Below are 13,417 nucleotides of genomic sequence, written 5' to 3'. Positions count from 1 at the left end.
CGCCACAGAGTCGCAGGTTCAGAAATTTACTGAAGCACTCAGGCGCGCCGTCAGCGGTGCGCCCTGGAACAGGTAGTCATCGCCCATATACTCGCCCGCGTCGCGCCAGTAGCGCTTGTCGAACAGGTTATCGACGCTCAGGCGAAACACGGTCTCGTAGCCATCGACCTTGGTGGTGTAGCGGCTACCGACGTTGACCACCGCGTAGTCGCCCACTTCCACGTTGCCGGTGCGATTGGCAGACTTCTTGGCGCTGTATTGCACGCCGCCCAATACCGCCAGGCCGTTGACCCAGGGCAGGGCGTAGTCGGCGTACACGCTGGCGCGCAGCTTGGGCACGTTGATCGCCTGGTGGCCTTCGTATTCCGGCGTGCCGCTGCCGCTCACCCGCGCTCGGATCGCGGCCACGCTGGTGGCGATCTGCAGACGGTCGGTGGCCCAGCCGTTGGCGGACAATTCAATGCCGGTGTTTTTTTGCTGGCCCTGCTGCACGTAGTTGAACGTGCCACCTTCGGGCTTGGCGTACTGGTAAGCCTGGCGCGTCTGGAATACAGCGGCGGCGAAGCTGATACGGCGCCAGTCGTATTTCACCCCGGCTTCGATCTGGCGCGAGACGGTGGGGGCGAGTGTTTCATCGGCATTGCTTGCAAACCACGGCGCGGTGCCGCCCAGGGACAGGCCCTTGCTGTAGCTGGTGTACAGCGAAACGTTGTCCACTGGCTTGTAGATCAACGAGGCCTGGGGCAGGAACACGTACTGTTGGGTGTGGCGCGTCTGGTTGCCGGTGACGCTGTCGAAGGCTTTTTCGTCCAGGCGCACTTCACGGCCGCCGAGGAGGGTTTGCCAGTGCTCGTTGAAGCGGATGCGGTCGGTGACGAACAGCCCGTACTGGCGGCTGTCGAGGTTGCGGTGGCTGTCGTTCAACGGCTTGTCGGTCGGGGGAAAGCTCGGCACCTCTTCGTTGGTATTGGCGGTGCCGATGAATTCATTGACCGACTTGCGTTTGTCGATCACTCGGCGAAACGCGCTGCTGCCAAAGGTCAGTTCATGGCCGATGCCGGCGGTGTCGAAGAGGCCGGTCATGGCCGCCTGGATTTCATCGTCGCGGCGAGTGTCATCCGGGCTGCGGTAGTCGTAGACGTCGTAGTTGCCTTCGGGGCTGAAGTAGTTCGGCACGCTTGCGGAACTGCAACTGGCTGAACCATAGCAACCCCAGGCAAACGAGCTGTAGTCATCAATCACCACCTTGCTACGCGCCGCGCTGACACTGCCTTTCCATTGATCGCTGAAACGGTACTCGAACTTGCCGTTGAGGTTCAGCGAATCAATCCCGACCTGCTTGCCGCCCGTCTGGTGCCCCAACAGCTTCTTCGGTGAAGCACCGTGGGGCACTTCGGTGCCCCCCAGCAGTTGATACCCCGGTACCGAACGCTGTTGCTTGTTCTGGTACTCGGCATCCAGTTGCAGCACGGCGTCGGGGCTGATGTTCCAGTCAAAGGCCAGGGACACGAAATGGCGCTGGCCGTTGGCGTGTTCCACATAGGAATTGAGGTCTTCATGGGCGACGTTGGCGCGCAGGCCGAACTGCTGCTCGCTGCCAAACCAGCCGCCGACATCGGTGGCGATGTAACCACTGCCACGATCATCGGTGGACACCGTCACCGAGCGCACATCCTGGGGGCGTTTGGTCACGTAATTGATCACCCCGCTGGGCTCGGAAATACCGCTCTGCAAACCGGCCAGGCCCTTGAGCACTTCCACCTGCTGCTTGTTTTCCAGCGCGACGTTCTGCTCGCCGGTGATGGTGCGCCCATTGATCTTGTAGCTGCTGGCTGCATTGAGCGAGAAGCCGCGCACCACGAAATTCTCGTAATAACCGATGGGCGCGTAACTGTCGCCCACCGAGGCATCGTTGCGCAGCACTTCACTGAGCAAGCGTGCCTGCTGGTCCTTGATCAGCGCGGCGTTGATCACGGTGATCGAGGCGGGGGTGTCCAACAGCGGCGCTTCATCAAAGCCGCCCACCGACGCGGTTTCACTGCGGTAGCCCGACTCATCCTGGCCCTGGACCTTTACCGTCGGCAACTCGATCTCGGCGGCCAGGCTGCTGCCGATGCCGCCACTGAGCAACAGGCCGAGGGCGAAACGTGAAGTGACGACGGGGCGAAAACGCAAAACCATGGGGCAAGGCCTTAAAGCGCTGGGCGGGGGGCGCCTAAGCTAGGCATAAGCGCGGCCTTTTACAAGCTTTCGCGCAAGGTTCATGCGGCGAGACAACCCGTCTCAGCTCCGATGCCGATCCTGTTACGGCTCGACAGCCAGGCGCCGACTTGCGATAGACAAGGCTCCCCTCATCGTTTCAGGAGATTGTCATGGGTATCGCAGGTAAAGTCGCGCTGGTCACCGGCGCCGGGCAGGGCATAGGCCGGGCTATTGCCATGCGCCTTGCACAGGACGGCGCCGATGTCGCGTTGGTGGACATTGACGGCGCCAAGCTCAACGCCGTGGCCGCCGAAATCGTCGCCACCGGCCGCAAAGCCTCTGTGTTCATCGCTGATGTATCCAGACGCGAACAGGTGACGGCTGCGGTAGAGCATGCCCACCAGACGCTGGGCGGATTCGACATCATCGTCAATAACGCCGGAGTGGCGCAGATCGACTCATTGCTCGATGTCAGCCCGCAGCAGGTCGAGCGCACCCTGGATATCAACGTCAAGGGCGTGCTGTGGGGGATCCAGGCGGCCGCCAACAAATTCAAGGCACTCAAGCACAAGGGCAAAATCATCAATGCTTGTTCAATCGCAGGGCATGAAGGCTTTGCGCTGTTAGGGGTCTACTCGGCGAGCAAATTCGCGGTGCGCGCCTTGACCCAGGCGGCGGCCAAGGAACTGGCGAGCGCGGGGATCACGGTAAACGCCTATTGCCCCGGTGTGGTGGGCACCGATATGTGGGTTGAGATCGACAAGCGCATGGCCGAGATTACCGGGGCGCAGGTGGGGGCAACCTACAAGCAGTACGTGGATGGGATTGCCTTGGGCCGTGCGCAAACGCCGGAGGATGTGGCGGGGTTTGTGGCATTTCTGGCAGGCCCGGACGCAGACTATATGACCGGGCAGGCGCCGTTGATCGACGGTGGCCTGGTCTACCGCTGACAGCGTGGTCGACTCGCCTGCGTGGGAGTCGATCCCTTGTATCAGTGGGTTTTGCCGGGCATATCAATACCCAGTTGGTTCACGCGTCGGTACAGGGTTGCCCTTGAAATCCCCAGGGCCTGTGCCGCAGGCGAGGGTTTCCAGCGATGGCGAATCAACGCATCCAGAACCATTTGACGCTCGGGGCTGGCGCTCTGTTCGGCCAGCCCTTGAGGCTGCTCGCCCCGGATATCAATCGGCAAATCCCCCACTTGCAGCGTAGTGCCTTCGCACACCGCACAGGCGTACGCCAGCACATGCCGCAGTTGCCGCACATTGCCCGGCCACGCATAACCCAGCAGCAATTGCAGTGCGGCCTGGCCGATGCCCAACGACACGCCACTGTTACGCGCCTCTTGCTCCAACAGCCGATTGATCAGGGCCACCTTATCGGTGCGTTCGCGCAACGGTGGCAGGCAGAAACGCGCACAACCCAGGCGAAAGTACAGGTCTTCACGGAATCGGCCCGCGCTGACCAGCGCCGCCAAATCGCGGTGGCTGGCGCAGATCACCTGAATGTTCACCACGCGGGTTTTCGCTGCGCCCAACGGCGCGACTTCACCCTCGGCCAGCACCCGCAGCAACCGTGTCTGCAACGCCAGCGGCATATCGCCGATTTCGTCGAGGAACAACGTACCGCCGTCGGCTTTCAGTAGCAGCCCGCTCATGCCTTTGCTGGACGCTCCGGTGAAGGCGCCGGGCGAATAGCCGAACAGCTCGCTTTCAATCAGGCTTTCGGGAATCGCCGCGCAGTTCACCGCCACAAACGGCCCGTCCCGGCGCGTGCTGTGCTCATGCAACTGGCGGGCGAAGACTTCTTTGCCGACGCCGGTTTCACCTTGCACCAGCACGGGCAGGTTGCGGTCCTTGACCCGCGCAGCCAAGCGCAGGTGCTCCTGGATCCGCGGGTCGACTTGAGTCTCTGGCAGCGCCCGAACCGAGGGGCGTCGGGGTGCATTGACCCTCACGTGTACCGCGTCGGGCTTGCCCAGCCAGTGCAACTGCCGGGTTGACTGATCAGTGGCTGCACGCAATGCATCCACATCGAACACTTCGCCGATATGCTCAGGCAGCTGGCCAAAGCGCAAGCGCAGGGCTTGACGCGCCTTGCTGTTCAAAGCGTGCAGACGTCCGTCCTGGTCCCAGGCCAGCAGCAGGTCGGGTTGGCTGTCGACAAAGCCTGGAGTGCTATGGGCTTGTAATACCCAGTGCTGCCGGGCGCTGTGCATGAAAAAAGCGTTTTCGATGGCCTGGGCGCTCTGCGCCACCATCTGCCGTATCAGGTGCTGGCTGCCGCGGTCATCCGGCGACTTGAGCGCCGAGACATCCAGCACACCCAACAGGTGGCCCTGCGGGTCGAAGATGGGCGCAGCCGAACACGTCAGGCCGATAAACGCTGCGCGAAAGTGATCACGCTTGTGCACCGTCACCGCTGTTTTACTGGTCAGCACCGTGGCCACGCCGCAGGTGCCTTCCTCGGCTTCCGACCAGCAGGTGCCCAGGTAAAGGCCGGCCTTGCGGCAGTCGGTGCGAATGCTCGCATCGACACGGTGATCGATGGTCTGGCCCTGGGCGTCGGTGAGCATCACGCAGTAGTCGGCATGGCGCACGCGATGGTGCAACTGTGCGACTTCTTCGCCGGCGATGCGCATGAACAGCTCGGCGCGCTCGCGGCATTCCTTGAGCAAGGGTTCGCTGAGGATACGTGGACCTTGCAGGGAGCCGGGGTCCAGGCGGTGTTGCTCCATGGACCGCCGCCACGAATCGAAGATCAGCGACGGCACGGGCGCCTGGGGCAGGCGCTCGGCATTGCGGACCACGCGACTGACACAGTCGACATGCTCCCTGGAGTTCATGGCGAGCATAAAGCCTCCGGTTCTCAAGCTTTGTTGTTATGCGCGTCATTAAGCGCGCATGTGCGCCGACGGACAAGGGCACCCTGACCAACGCCTGCATTGAGACGCTGCGTCTCATGCCGCTGAGACTCAAGGGTCGAACTGCGTGGTTGCGTCTCACATTTAGTCGACCACTTGCCTGGGCATCGCTGTGTGGCACGGCTCTGGATCAAGGCTTTGCCAGGTTTTCTCGACGGTTGGCACAAGCTGTGCTGAACAGCTTGGCACTGGCCGCAGCCAGTTTTTTGTGCGTCGAGACAACCTGGAGAACAACAAGATGTCCACCCACCTGTGCACCGATCAGTTACTGCATGCCTACACCGTGATGCGCACCATCCGCGATTTCGAAGAACGCCTGCATGTGGAGTTCGCCACCGGCGAGATCCCCGGTTTCGTTCACCTGTATGCCGGTCAGGAAGCCTGCGCCGCTGGCGTCATGGCGCACCTCAATGACGATGATTGCATCGCGTCCAACCACCGCGGCCACGGACACTGCATCGCCAAGGGCGTCGACGTGTTCGGCATGATGGCCGAAATCTATGGCAAGAAAACCGGCGTGTGCGGCGGCAAGGGCGGCTCCATGCACATCGCCGACCAAGAGAAAGGCATGCTCGGCGCCAACGGCATTGTCGGTGCCGGCGCACCGTTGGCCGCGGGGGCGGCGCTGGCTGCCAAGCTCAAGGGGTGCCAGGGCGTGGCAGTGGCATTTTTTGGCGACGGTGGCTCCAACGAAGGTGCCGTGTTCGAAGCGATGAACCTGGCGTCGATCATGCAGCTGCCGTGTCTGTTTGTCGCCGAAAACAACGGTTATGCCGAGGCCACTGGCGCCGGTTGGTCGGTGGCCTGCAAAGACATCGCCGAGCGCGCCGCCGGGTTTGGTATGCCGGGGGTGATCGTCGACGGCAATGATTTTTTCGCGGTGCATGAAGCGCTCGGCGTTGCTGTGGAGCGGGCGCGCCAAGGCGACGGGCCAACGCTGGTCGAGGTCAAGCTCAGCCGTTTCTATGGGCACTTCGAGGGCGATGCGCAAACCTATCGCGGCGCTGACGAAGTGAAAAACCTGCGTGAAAACGCCGATTGCCTGGCCTTGTTCCGTCAGCGCTGCCATGCCGAAGGCTGGCTGGATGCAGCGCAGTTCGAGCGCATCGACGGTGAAGTGGCGCAATTGATCGAAGACGCCGTACGCCTGGCCAAAACCGATCCCAAGCCCCAGGCCGCCGACCTGCTAAGCGACGTTTACGTGGCCTACCGCTGATACCAACCCTATAAAAACAAGACGTGGAGAGAATCTAATGGCTCGTAAAATCAGCTATCAGCAGGCGATCAATGAGGCCTTGGCTCAAGAGATGGGCCGTGACCAGAGCGTATTCATCATCGGTCAGGATGTGGCCGGTGGCACCGGTTCCCCCGGTGAGCAGGACGCATGGGGCGGCGTGCTCGGCGTGACCAAGGGCTTGCACCCGCAATTTCCCGGGCGCGTGCTGGACGCACCGTTGTCTGAGGTCGGCTACGTGGGCATGGCGGTGGGCGCCGCTACCCGTGGCATGCGCCCAGTGTGCGAATTGATGTTCGTCGACTTCATCGGCTGCTGCCTGGACCAGTTGCTCAACCAGGCTGCCAAGTTCCGCTATATGTTCGGTGGCAAAACCACTACACCGCTGGTGATCCGTGCCATGTACGGCGCCGGTTTGCGGGCGGCTGCCCAGCATTCGCAAATGCTCACCTCCATGTGGACGCATATCCCCGGCCTCAAGGTGGTATGCCCGGCCACGCCCTACGACGCCAAGGGCATGTTGATCCAGGCAATCCGCGACAATGACCCGGTGATTTTCCTGGAGCACAAAATGCTCTACGGCATGCAGGGCGACGTACCGCAAGAGCTGTACACGGTCCCGTTTGGCGAAGCCAACTTTGTGCGTGAGGGCAAGGATGTGACGCTGGTGACCTACGGCCGCATGCTGCATATCGCCCTGGAGGCTGCGGCCAACCTGGCGCGTCAAGGCGTTGATTGTGAAGTGCTGGACCTGCGCACCACCAGCCCGCTGGATGAAGACAGCATCCTTGAAAGCGTCGAGAAAACCGGGCGCCTGGTGGTGATCGACGAATCCAACCCACGCTGCTCGGTCGCCACCGACATCAGTGCCCTGGTGGCCCAGCGGGGGTTCGCTTTCCTGCGCGCTCCCATCGAGATGGTCACCGCGCCGCACACCCCGGTGCCGTTTTCCGATGCTCTGGAAGACCTGTACATCCCCAACGCCGCGAAGATCGAGGCCGCCGTGATGAAGATCGCCGACAAGAGGACTTCCGCATGATTCATACCCTGACCATGCCCAAATGGGGCCTGTCGATGACCGAGGGCCGCATCGATGTCTGGCTCAAACAACCCGGCGACCGAGTGGAAAAGGGCGAGGAGGTGCTGGACGTGGAGACCGACAAGATCTCCAGCAGTGTCGAGGCGCCTTTTAGCGGCGTGCTGCGTCGGGTACTGGCGCTCAGTGATGAAACCCTGCCGGTGGGCGCTCTACTGGGAATTGTGGTGGAGGGCGAGGCGACAGAGGCTCAGATCGATAGCGTGATCGAAAGCTTCAACGCCGGGTTCGTCTCCAGTGCCGCCGAAGCCGAAGAGGCCGGCCCCAGCGCACAAAAAGTCGAGGTAGGCGGGCGCTTGCTGCGTTATCTGGACATGGGCGAGGGCGGCACGCCGCTGGTGTTGGTGCACGGCTTCGGGGGCGATCTGAACAACTGGCTGTTCAATCAACCGGCCCTGGCCGCCGAACGCCGGGTGATTGCCCTGGACCTGCCGGGGCACGGGGAGTCGGGCAAGTCTCTGCAAACGGGAGACGCTGCCGAACTCAGTCACGCCGTACTGGCATTGCTCGACCATTTGGCGCTCGACCGTGTGCATTTGGCCGGCCACTCCATGGGTGGGCTGGTGACCCTCACCGTCGCCAGCCTGGCGCCTGCACGTATCGCCTCCATCACCTTGATCGCCAGCGCCGGTCTGGGTGCCGATATCAACGGCGATTACCTGCGAGGTTTTGTCGAAGCCAACAACCGTAACGCGCTCAAGCCGCCATTGACTCAACTGTTCAGTAACCCTGCGCTGGTGACGCGGCAGATGCTGGAGAACATGCTCAAATTCAAGCGCCTGGAAGGGGTGGATCAAGCGTTGCGCCAGCTCGATCACAGGCTGTTCGATGGCGGGCGGCAGATGCTGGATCTTCGCAGCGAGGTGGGCCGCCAGCCGAGCCTGGTGATCTGGGGCAGTGACGACGCGATCATCCCGGCAAGTCACGCCCAAGGGCTGCAGGCTCAGGTGCATGTATTGCCGGGGCAGGGGCATATGGTGCAGCTGGAGGCGGCGGAGCAGGTCAATCAACTGATCTCCACTTTTTTGAACGCGCAGCCCTGATTGAGGTTCAAGGGAGGGACGGTTTGGTCTGTCCCTCCCACAAGGTCAAGCGTGTTTTTTCAGCTGGAGCGTTTCAGGGTTTCGCTGGGCAGCTCCTGAAAAAGCGCCCGGTAGCTGTTTGAAAACCGCCCCAAATGCCAGAACGACCAATTCATCGCGACCTCGGCCACCGTGGTTTCGGTCGTGCTCAGCAACTCCCGCCGCGCCCCGTTCAAGCGGCGCAACCGCAACCACTGCGCCGGGCTCATCCCCGTGTAGGTCTTGAACCCTTGCTGCAATTGGCGCAACGGCACACCCGCAATCTGCGCCAGTTCCAACAGGTTGGCGGTTTCATCCGGTGCATCCGCCGCCCATTCGCCGATGCGCGCCATCAATTGGCGTTCTTCATTGCGCTTTTGCAATGAACTGCCGTCCAGGCACACGCAGGCGTTATCGAGGATAAACAGGCAGTCGTCGAGCAGTTGCTGGGTGAGGGCATCGCGGCTGATGGGGTCGGTCAGTGCCGACAGGCGCGTAAGGGTGCCGCTCAGCCAGCGAGTGAACAGCGCATTTTGCCGACAGCTCAGCGGTGCCATGAACAGGCCTTCGAGCTTGGCCATATCCAGGCCGTGGCGCTGGACGAACTGCGGGCCGAACACCACGGCCACTTCGCGGTAGTTGACCGGGGTGATCCAGGTGTTGCGGCTTTCGCCATTGAGCAGGTACAGCGCGTTGTCACTGGCGTCGAAACAGAACGCCAGGGCGCCGGCAGGTGCGTTGAAATGCTGCTCCACCCGGGTGTTCATGCATTCTTCGTAGACCTGCACCCCTTGCAGGTCGAGGTAGCGCACCTGCCCGGCAAAATGCCCGGGGGACATCTGCTGGTACTGCTGCACCCAGCCGGGTGTCGCACTGCATTGGGCGGCCACATCGCCGGTGGCGAAGGCCTGTACGCGCAAAGCGGTTGCCTGTGTCATGGTGATCCGTGCGCACTCTATTGGTGCGTTGTGCCGCGTGCAAAGTGGATAGATGCCGTTTCAAGGCTGGCCCAAGATAGACCTCAATGCGCTGGGAGTACAACCCGGCGTCGCATCCCACCCAAGACGAGGTCCTTATGAACGCCCCCTTCGATCAGCTGTCCACCTGGCTGAAAGAACACAAGATTACCGAAGTCGAATGCGTGATCAGTGACTTGACTGGCATCGCACGCGGCAAGATTGCACCCACCAACAAGTTCCTGCATGAGCGAGGCATGCGCCTGCCGGAAAGTGTGTTGCTGCAAACGGTAACCGGGGACTTTGTCGACGACGATATCTATTACGACCTGTTGGACCCGGCCGATATCGACATGATTTGCCGCCCGGTCGCCAACGCCACTTACGTAGTGCCGTGGGCCATCGAGCCCACCGCCATCGTGATCCACGACACCTTCGACAAGCAGGGCAACCCCATCGAACTGTCGCCGCGCAATGTGTTGAAGAAAGTCCTGCAGCTCTACACCGACCAAGGCTGGCAGCCGATTGTCGCGCCGGAAATGGAGTTCTACCTGACCCAGCGCTGCGAAGATCCGGACCTGCCATTGAAAACTCCCATCGGCCGCTCGGGCCGCGCCGAAACCGGGCGCCAGTCGTTTTCCATCGATGCCGCCAACGAATTCGACCCGCTGTTCGAAGACGTCTACGACTGGTGCGAAGCCCAGGGTCTGGACCTCGATACGCTGATCCACGAAGACGGCCCGGCGCAGATGGAAATCAACTTTCGCCATGGCGACGCCCTGGACCTGGCCGACCAGATCACGGTGTTCAAGCGCACCTTGCGCGAGGCCGCCCTCAAGCACAACGTCGCCGCCACCTTCATGGCCAAGCCGGTGGCCGACGAGCCCGGCAGCGCCATGCACCTGCACCAGAGCGTGGTCGAAATCGCCACCGGCAAACCGGTGTTCGTCGATGCCGACGGCAACATGAGCCCGTTGTTCCTGCATCACATCGGCGGCCTGCAGAAGTACATCCCCAAGCTGCTGCCGATGTTTGCACCCAACGTGAACTCGTTTCGGCGTTTTTTGCCGGACACCTCGGCGCCGGTCAACGTCGAATGGGGCGAAGAGAACCGCACCGTCGGCCTGCGCGTACCCACTTCCAGCCCGGAGGCGATGCGCGTGGAAAACCGCCTGCCGGGCGCCGATGCCAATCCTTACCTGGCGATTGCTGCCAGCTTGTTGTGTGGCTACCTGGGCATGATCGAGCACATCGAACCCAGTGCCCCGGTGGAAGGCCGCGCCTATGAACGCCGCAACCTGCGCCTGCCGTTCACCCTCGAAGATGCGCTGGCGCGCATGGAGGATTGCGACACGGTCAAGCAGTACCTGGGCGAAAAATTCGTGCGCGGCTACGTCGCGGTCAAGCGCGCCGAACATGAGAATTTCAAGCGGGTGATCAGTTCCTGGGAGCGTGAGTTCCTGCTGTTGAGCGTCTGAAAACAAGCATAAGAGGGGTGACGATATGCGTCTTGTGAACAAGCTTCTTCCACTGGCCCTGGTCGCGGCGTTCAGCGGTGCCGGTCAGGCGGCGCCGACGGTGAGTGTCTACAACTGGACCGATTACATTGGCGAGACCACCTTGGCGGATTTCCAGGCCAAGACCGGCATCAAGGTGATCTACGATGTGTTCGACTCCAACGAAACCCTGGAGGGCAAGTTGCTGGCCGGGCGTACCGGGTATGACGTGGTGGTGCCGTCCAACCACTTCCTGGCGCGCCAGGTGAAGGCCGGCGCGTTCCTCAAGCTTGACCGCGCGCAGTTGCCCAACTTCAAGAACCTGGACCCCAAGCTGCTGAAGTTACTGGAACAGAACGACCCCGGTAATGCGCACTCGGTGCCGTACCTGTGGGGCACCAATGGCATTGGCTACAACGTCGACAAGGTCAAGCAAGTGCTGGGCATCGACCGCATCGACTCGTGGGCCGTGCTGTTTGAACCGGAAAATATCAAGAAGCTGCATGAGTGCGGCGTGGCCTTCCTCGATTCAGCGGATGAGCTGTTCCCGGCGATCCTCAACTACATGGGCAAGGACCCACGCAGCGAGAATGCCGAGGACTACAAGCAGGCCGAAGCCAAGCTGCTGACGCTGCGGCCGTACATCACCTATTTCCACTCTTCCAAGTACATCTCGGACCTGGCCAACGGCAATATCTGCGTGGCCTTCGGTTATTCCGGCGATGTGTTCCAGGCCGCCAACCGCGCCAAGGAAGCCAAGAACGGGGTGAACATTGCGTACTCGATCCCCAAGGAAGGCTCTAACCTGTGGTTCGACCTGTTGGCGATTCCGGCCGATGCGAGCAACCCTAAAGAAGCCCATGCGTTCATCAACGACCTGCTTGAGCCTGAGGTGATTGCCAAGGTCAGCACCTCGGTGGGCTATGCCAACGCCAACCCGGCCGCCAAGCCGTTCATGCCTGCGGAGCTGGTGAACAATCCTGAGGTGTATCCGCCCCAGGACGTACTCGACAAACTCTATATCTCCACCACGCCTACGCCGGCGACCATGCGCGTGATGACCCGCGCCTGGAGCAAAGTGAAGTCCAACCGATGATGCAGTCCAATGAACATGCCCCGTCCTATTACCGCGCTTCGGCGAATGCCATGGTGCAGCGGCCCGCACTTGAGGCAGACCTGAGCGCCGATGTGTGTGTGATCGGCGGCGGTTTCACCGGGGTCAACACCGCCATTGAACTGGCCCAGCGCGGGCTGTCGGTGGTGCTGCTGGAAGCGCGCTGCATCGGTTGGGGCGCCAGCGGGCGCAACGGTGGGCAATTGATCCGTGGCATTGGCCATGATGTCTCCGGGTTTGCCAAATACGTGGGCGAGGAGGGCGTGCGCTATATGGAGCGGGCCGGTATCGACTCGGTCGCCCTGGTGGGCCAGCGCATTGCCGAGCACGGCATCGACTGTGACCTGCGCTGGGGCTTTTGCGAACTCGCCAATACTCCGGCGCAGTTCGCGGCGTTCAAGGGCGAACAGGCGCACCTGGCGGCCGTGGGGTATGCCCATGAAACGCGGCTGGTCGGCCCACAAGACATGGCACAGGTGGTGGGCTCTGCTATGTATGCCGGCGGCCTGGTCGACATGGGTTCCGGGCATCTGCACCCGCTCAACCTGATATTGGGTGAAGCGCAGGCGGCCGAGGCCCTCGGGGTGCGTATCTTTGAGTACAGCCCGGTGCTGGAGCTGATCCATGGCGAGACGGTGCGGGTGCGCTGCACAGGCGGCAGCGTGCGCGCAGCCAACCTGGTGCTGGCATGCAATGCCCATCTTGAGGAGCTGGAGCCGCGCTTGAGCGGCAAGGTACTGCCGGCGGGCAGCTACATCATCGCCACCGAGCCTCTGCCTGAGCCCGTGGCCCAGCAGTTGATCCCACAGAACCTGGCGCTGTGCGACCAGAAAGTCGGCCTGGATTACTACCGGCTGACCGCCGACCGGCGTCTGTTGTTCGGTGGCGCCTGCCACTACTCGGGGCGCGATCCCCAGGACATCGCCGCGTACATGCGCCCGAAAATGCTCAAGGTGTTCCCGCAGTTGGCCAACACGGCTATCGAATTCCAGTGGGGCGGCAAGATTGGCATCACCGCCAACCGTTTTCCCCAGGTCGGGCGCCTCAAGCAGTACCCCAACGTGTTCTATGCCCAAGGCTATTCCGGCCACGGCTTGAACGTGACGCACTGGTGCGCACGGTTGCTGGCCGAAGGGATACACGCGGGTGCAAGCCAGGGCCTGGATATTTTCAGCCAGGTGCCGCACATGACCTTTCCCGGTGGCAAGGCGCTGCGCTCGCCGCTGCTGGCGTTGGGGATGTTGTGGTATCGGTTGCGCGAAGCACTCTGATTGATCGTTCCCACGCTCTGCGTGGGAACGCCGCCGCGGACGCTCCGCGTCCCGCCGTTTAGTG

At 62.0% G+C, this 13,417-nt stretch carries 10 protein-coding genes; 7 read left to right on the top strand and 3 right to left on the bottom strand.

Annotation, left to right across the window (positions count from 1 at the left end):
• Window positions 1-18 precede the first annotated feature (18 nt).
• Window positions 19-2,181, bottom strand: coding sequence for a TonB-dependent siderophore receptor (locus tag ACTJLA_RS22055; RefSeq protein WP_440842122.1), 2,163 nt, complete (start codon window positions 2,179-2,181; stop codon window positions 19-21).
• 191 nt (window positions 2,182-2,372) lie between these two features.
• Between ACTJLA_RS22055 and ACTJLA_RS22050 the strand changes: the two genes are divergently transcribed.
• Complete coding sequence (locus ACTJLA_RS22050) at window positions 2,373-3,152, top strand: acetoin reductase (protein WP_003190660.1); 780 nt, start codon at window positions 2,373-2,375, stop codon at window positions 3,150-3,152.
• Window positions 3,153-3,193: 41 nt separating this feature from the next.
• Here the strand turns inward: ACTJLA_RS22050 and ACTJLA_RS22045 are convergent, their stop codons facing one another.
• Complete coding sequence (locus tag ACTJLA_RS22045) at window positions 3,194-5,056, bottom strand: sigma-54-dependent Fis family transcriptional regulator (protein WP_236453340.1); 1,863 nt, start codon at window positions 5,054-5,056, stop codon at window positions 3,194-3,196.
• A 307-nt stretch (window positions 5,057-5,363) separates the two neighbouring features.
• Here ACTJLA_RS22045 and ACTJLA_RS22040 point away from each other — a divergent pair, with 307 nt between their 5' ends.
• From ACTJLA_RS22040 to ACTJLA_RS22030, 3 genes are read left to right on the top strand one after another with little or no spacing between them, the layout of a single operon-like run.
• Window positions 5,364-6,341: a thiamine pyrophosphate-dependent dehydrogenase E1 component subunit alpha gene (locus ACTJLA_RS22040; RefSeq protein WP_054896572.1), complete on the top strand. Its 978-nt coding sequence runs from the start codon at window positions 5,364-5,366 to the stop codon at window positions 6,339-6,341.
• Between the two features lie 37 nt (window positions 6,342-6,378).
• Window positions 6,379-7,398 (top strand): alpha-ketoacid dehydrogenase subunit beta, encoded by a 1,020-nt coding sequence (locus ACTJLA_RS22035; RefSeq protein WP_314544262.1) that lies wholly within the window; start codon window positions 6,379-6,381, stop codon window positions 7,396-7,398.
• Window positions 7,395-8,498, top strand: a complete 1,104-nt coding sequence (locus tag ACTJLA_RS22030) for an acetoin dehydrogenase dihydrolipoyllysine-residue acetyltransferase subunit (RefSeq protein ID WP_314544259.1) — start codon at window positions 7,395-7,397, stop codon at window positions 8,496-8,498. The genes ACTJLA_RS22035 and ACTJLA_RS22030 overlap by 4 nt, the downstream gene beginning before the upstream one ends.
• A gap of 59 nt (window positions 8,499-8,557) precedes the next feature.
• On the opposite strand, the gene ACTJLA_RS22025 is transcribed toward ACTJLA_RS22030, so the two are convergent.
• Window positions 8,558-9,454 carry a helix-turn-helix domain-containing protein gene (locus tag ACTJLA_RS22025; protein ID WP_259039040.1) on the bottom strand — a complete coding sequence of 299 codons (897 nt, stop codon included), beginning with the start codon at window positions 9,452-9,454 and terminating at the stop codon, window positions 8,558-8,560.
• Window positions 9,455-9,591: 137 nt separating this feature from the next.
• Between ACTJLA_RS22025 and ACTJLA_RS22020 the strand changes: the two genes are divergently transcribed.
• From ACTJLA_RS22020 to ACTJLA_RS22010, 3 genes are read left to right on the top strand one after another with little or no spacing between them, the layout of a single operon-like run.
• Window positions 9,592-10,950 (top strand): glutamine synthetase family protein, encoded by a 1,359-nt coding sequence (locus ACTJLA_RS22020; protein WP_014718136.1) that lies wholly within the window; start codon window positions 9,592-9,594, stop codon window positions 10,948-10,950.
• Between the two features lie 25 nt (window positions 10,951-10,975).
• Entirely contained in the window at window positions 10,976-12,064 is a 1,089-nt protein-coding gene (locus ACTJLA_RS22015) for a polyamine ABC transporter substrate-binding protein (RefSeq protein WP_034125776.1), read from the top strand.
• Window positions 12,061-13,353 carry an NAD(P)/FAD-dependent oxidoreductase gene (locus ACTJLA_RS22010; RefSeq protein WP_197901116.1) on the top strand — a complete coding sequence of 431 codons (1,293 nt, stop codon included), beginning with the start codon at window positions 12,061-12,063 and terminating at the stop codon, window positions 13,351-13,353. Before ACTJLA_RS22015 ends, ACTJLA_RS22010 begins: the two co-directional genes overlap by 4 nt.
• Window positions 13,354-13,417: the final 64 nt, after the last annotated feature.

The organism is Pseudomonas sp. 22072 (assembly GCF_052046095.1).
Classification (GTDB): domain Bacteria; phylum Pseudomonadota; class Gammaproteobacteria; order Pseudomonadales; family Pseudomonadaceae; genus Aquipseudomonas; species Aquipseudomonas paracarnis.
This window is presented reverse-complemented; position numbering and strand designations above follow the sequence as displayed.

Excerpts from the sequence above, each read along its gene's own strand:
- ACTJLA_RS22055 (WP_440842122.1), bottom strand. The coding sequence starts at position 2,181 with ATGGTTTTGCGTTTTCGCCCCGTCGTCACTTCACGTTTCGCCCTCGGC.
- ACTJLA_RS22050 (WP_003190660.1), top strand. The coding sequence starts at position 2,373 with ATGGGTATCGCAGGTAAAGTCGCGCTGGTCACCGGCGCCGGGCAGGGC.
- ACTJLA_RS22045 (WP_236453340.1), bottom strand. The coding sequence starts at position 5,056 with ATGCTCGCCATGAACTCCAGGGAGCATGTCGACTGTGTCAGTCGCGTG.
- ACTJLA_RS22040 (WP_054896572.1), top strand. The coding sequence starts at position 5,364 with ATGTCCACCCACCTGTGCACCGATCAGTTACTGCATGCCTACACCGTG.
- ACTJLA_RS22035 (WP_314544262.1), top strand. The coding sequence starts at position 6,379 with ATGGCTCGTAAAATCAGCTATCAGCAGGCGATCAATGAGGCCTTGGCT.
- ACTJLA_RS22030 (WP_314544259.1), top strand. The coding sequence starts at position 7,395 with ATGATTCATACCCTGACCATGCCCAAATGGGGCCTGTCGATGACCGAG.
- ACTJLA_RS22025 (WP_259039040.1), bottom strand. The coding sequence starts at position 9,454 with ATGACACAGGCAACCGCTTTGCGCGTACAGGCCTTCGCCACCGGCGAT.
- ACTJLA_RS22020 (WP_014718136.1), top strand. The coding sequence starts at position 9,592 with ATGAACGCCCCCTTCGATCAGCTGTCCACCTGGCTGAAAGAACACAAG.
- ACTJLA_RS22015 (WP_034125776.1), top strand. The coding sequence starts at position 10,976 with ATGCGTCTTGTGAACAAGCTTCTTCCACTGGCCCTGGTCGCGGCGTTC.
- ACTJLA_RS22010 (WP_197901116.1), top strand. The coding sequence starts at position 12,061 with ATGATGCAGTCCAATGAACATGCCCCGTCCTATTACCGCGCTTCGGCG.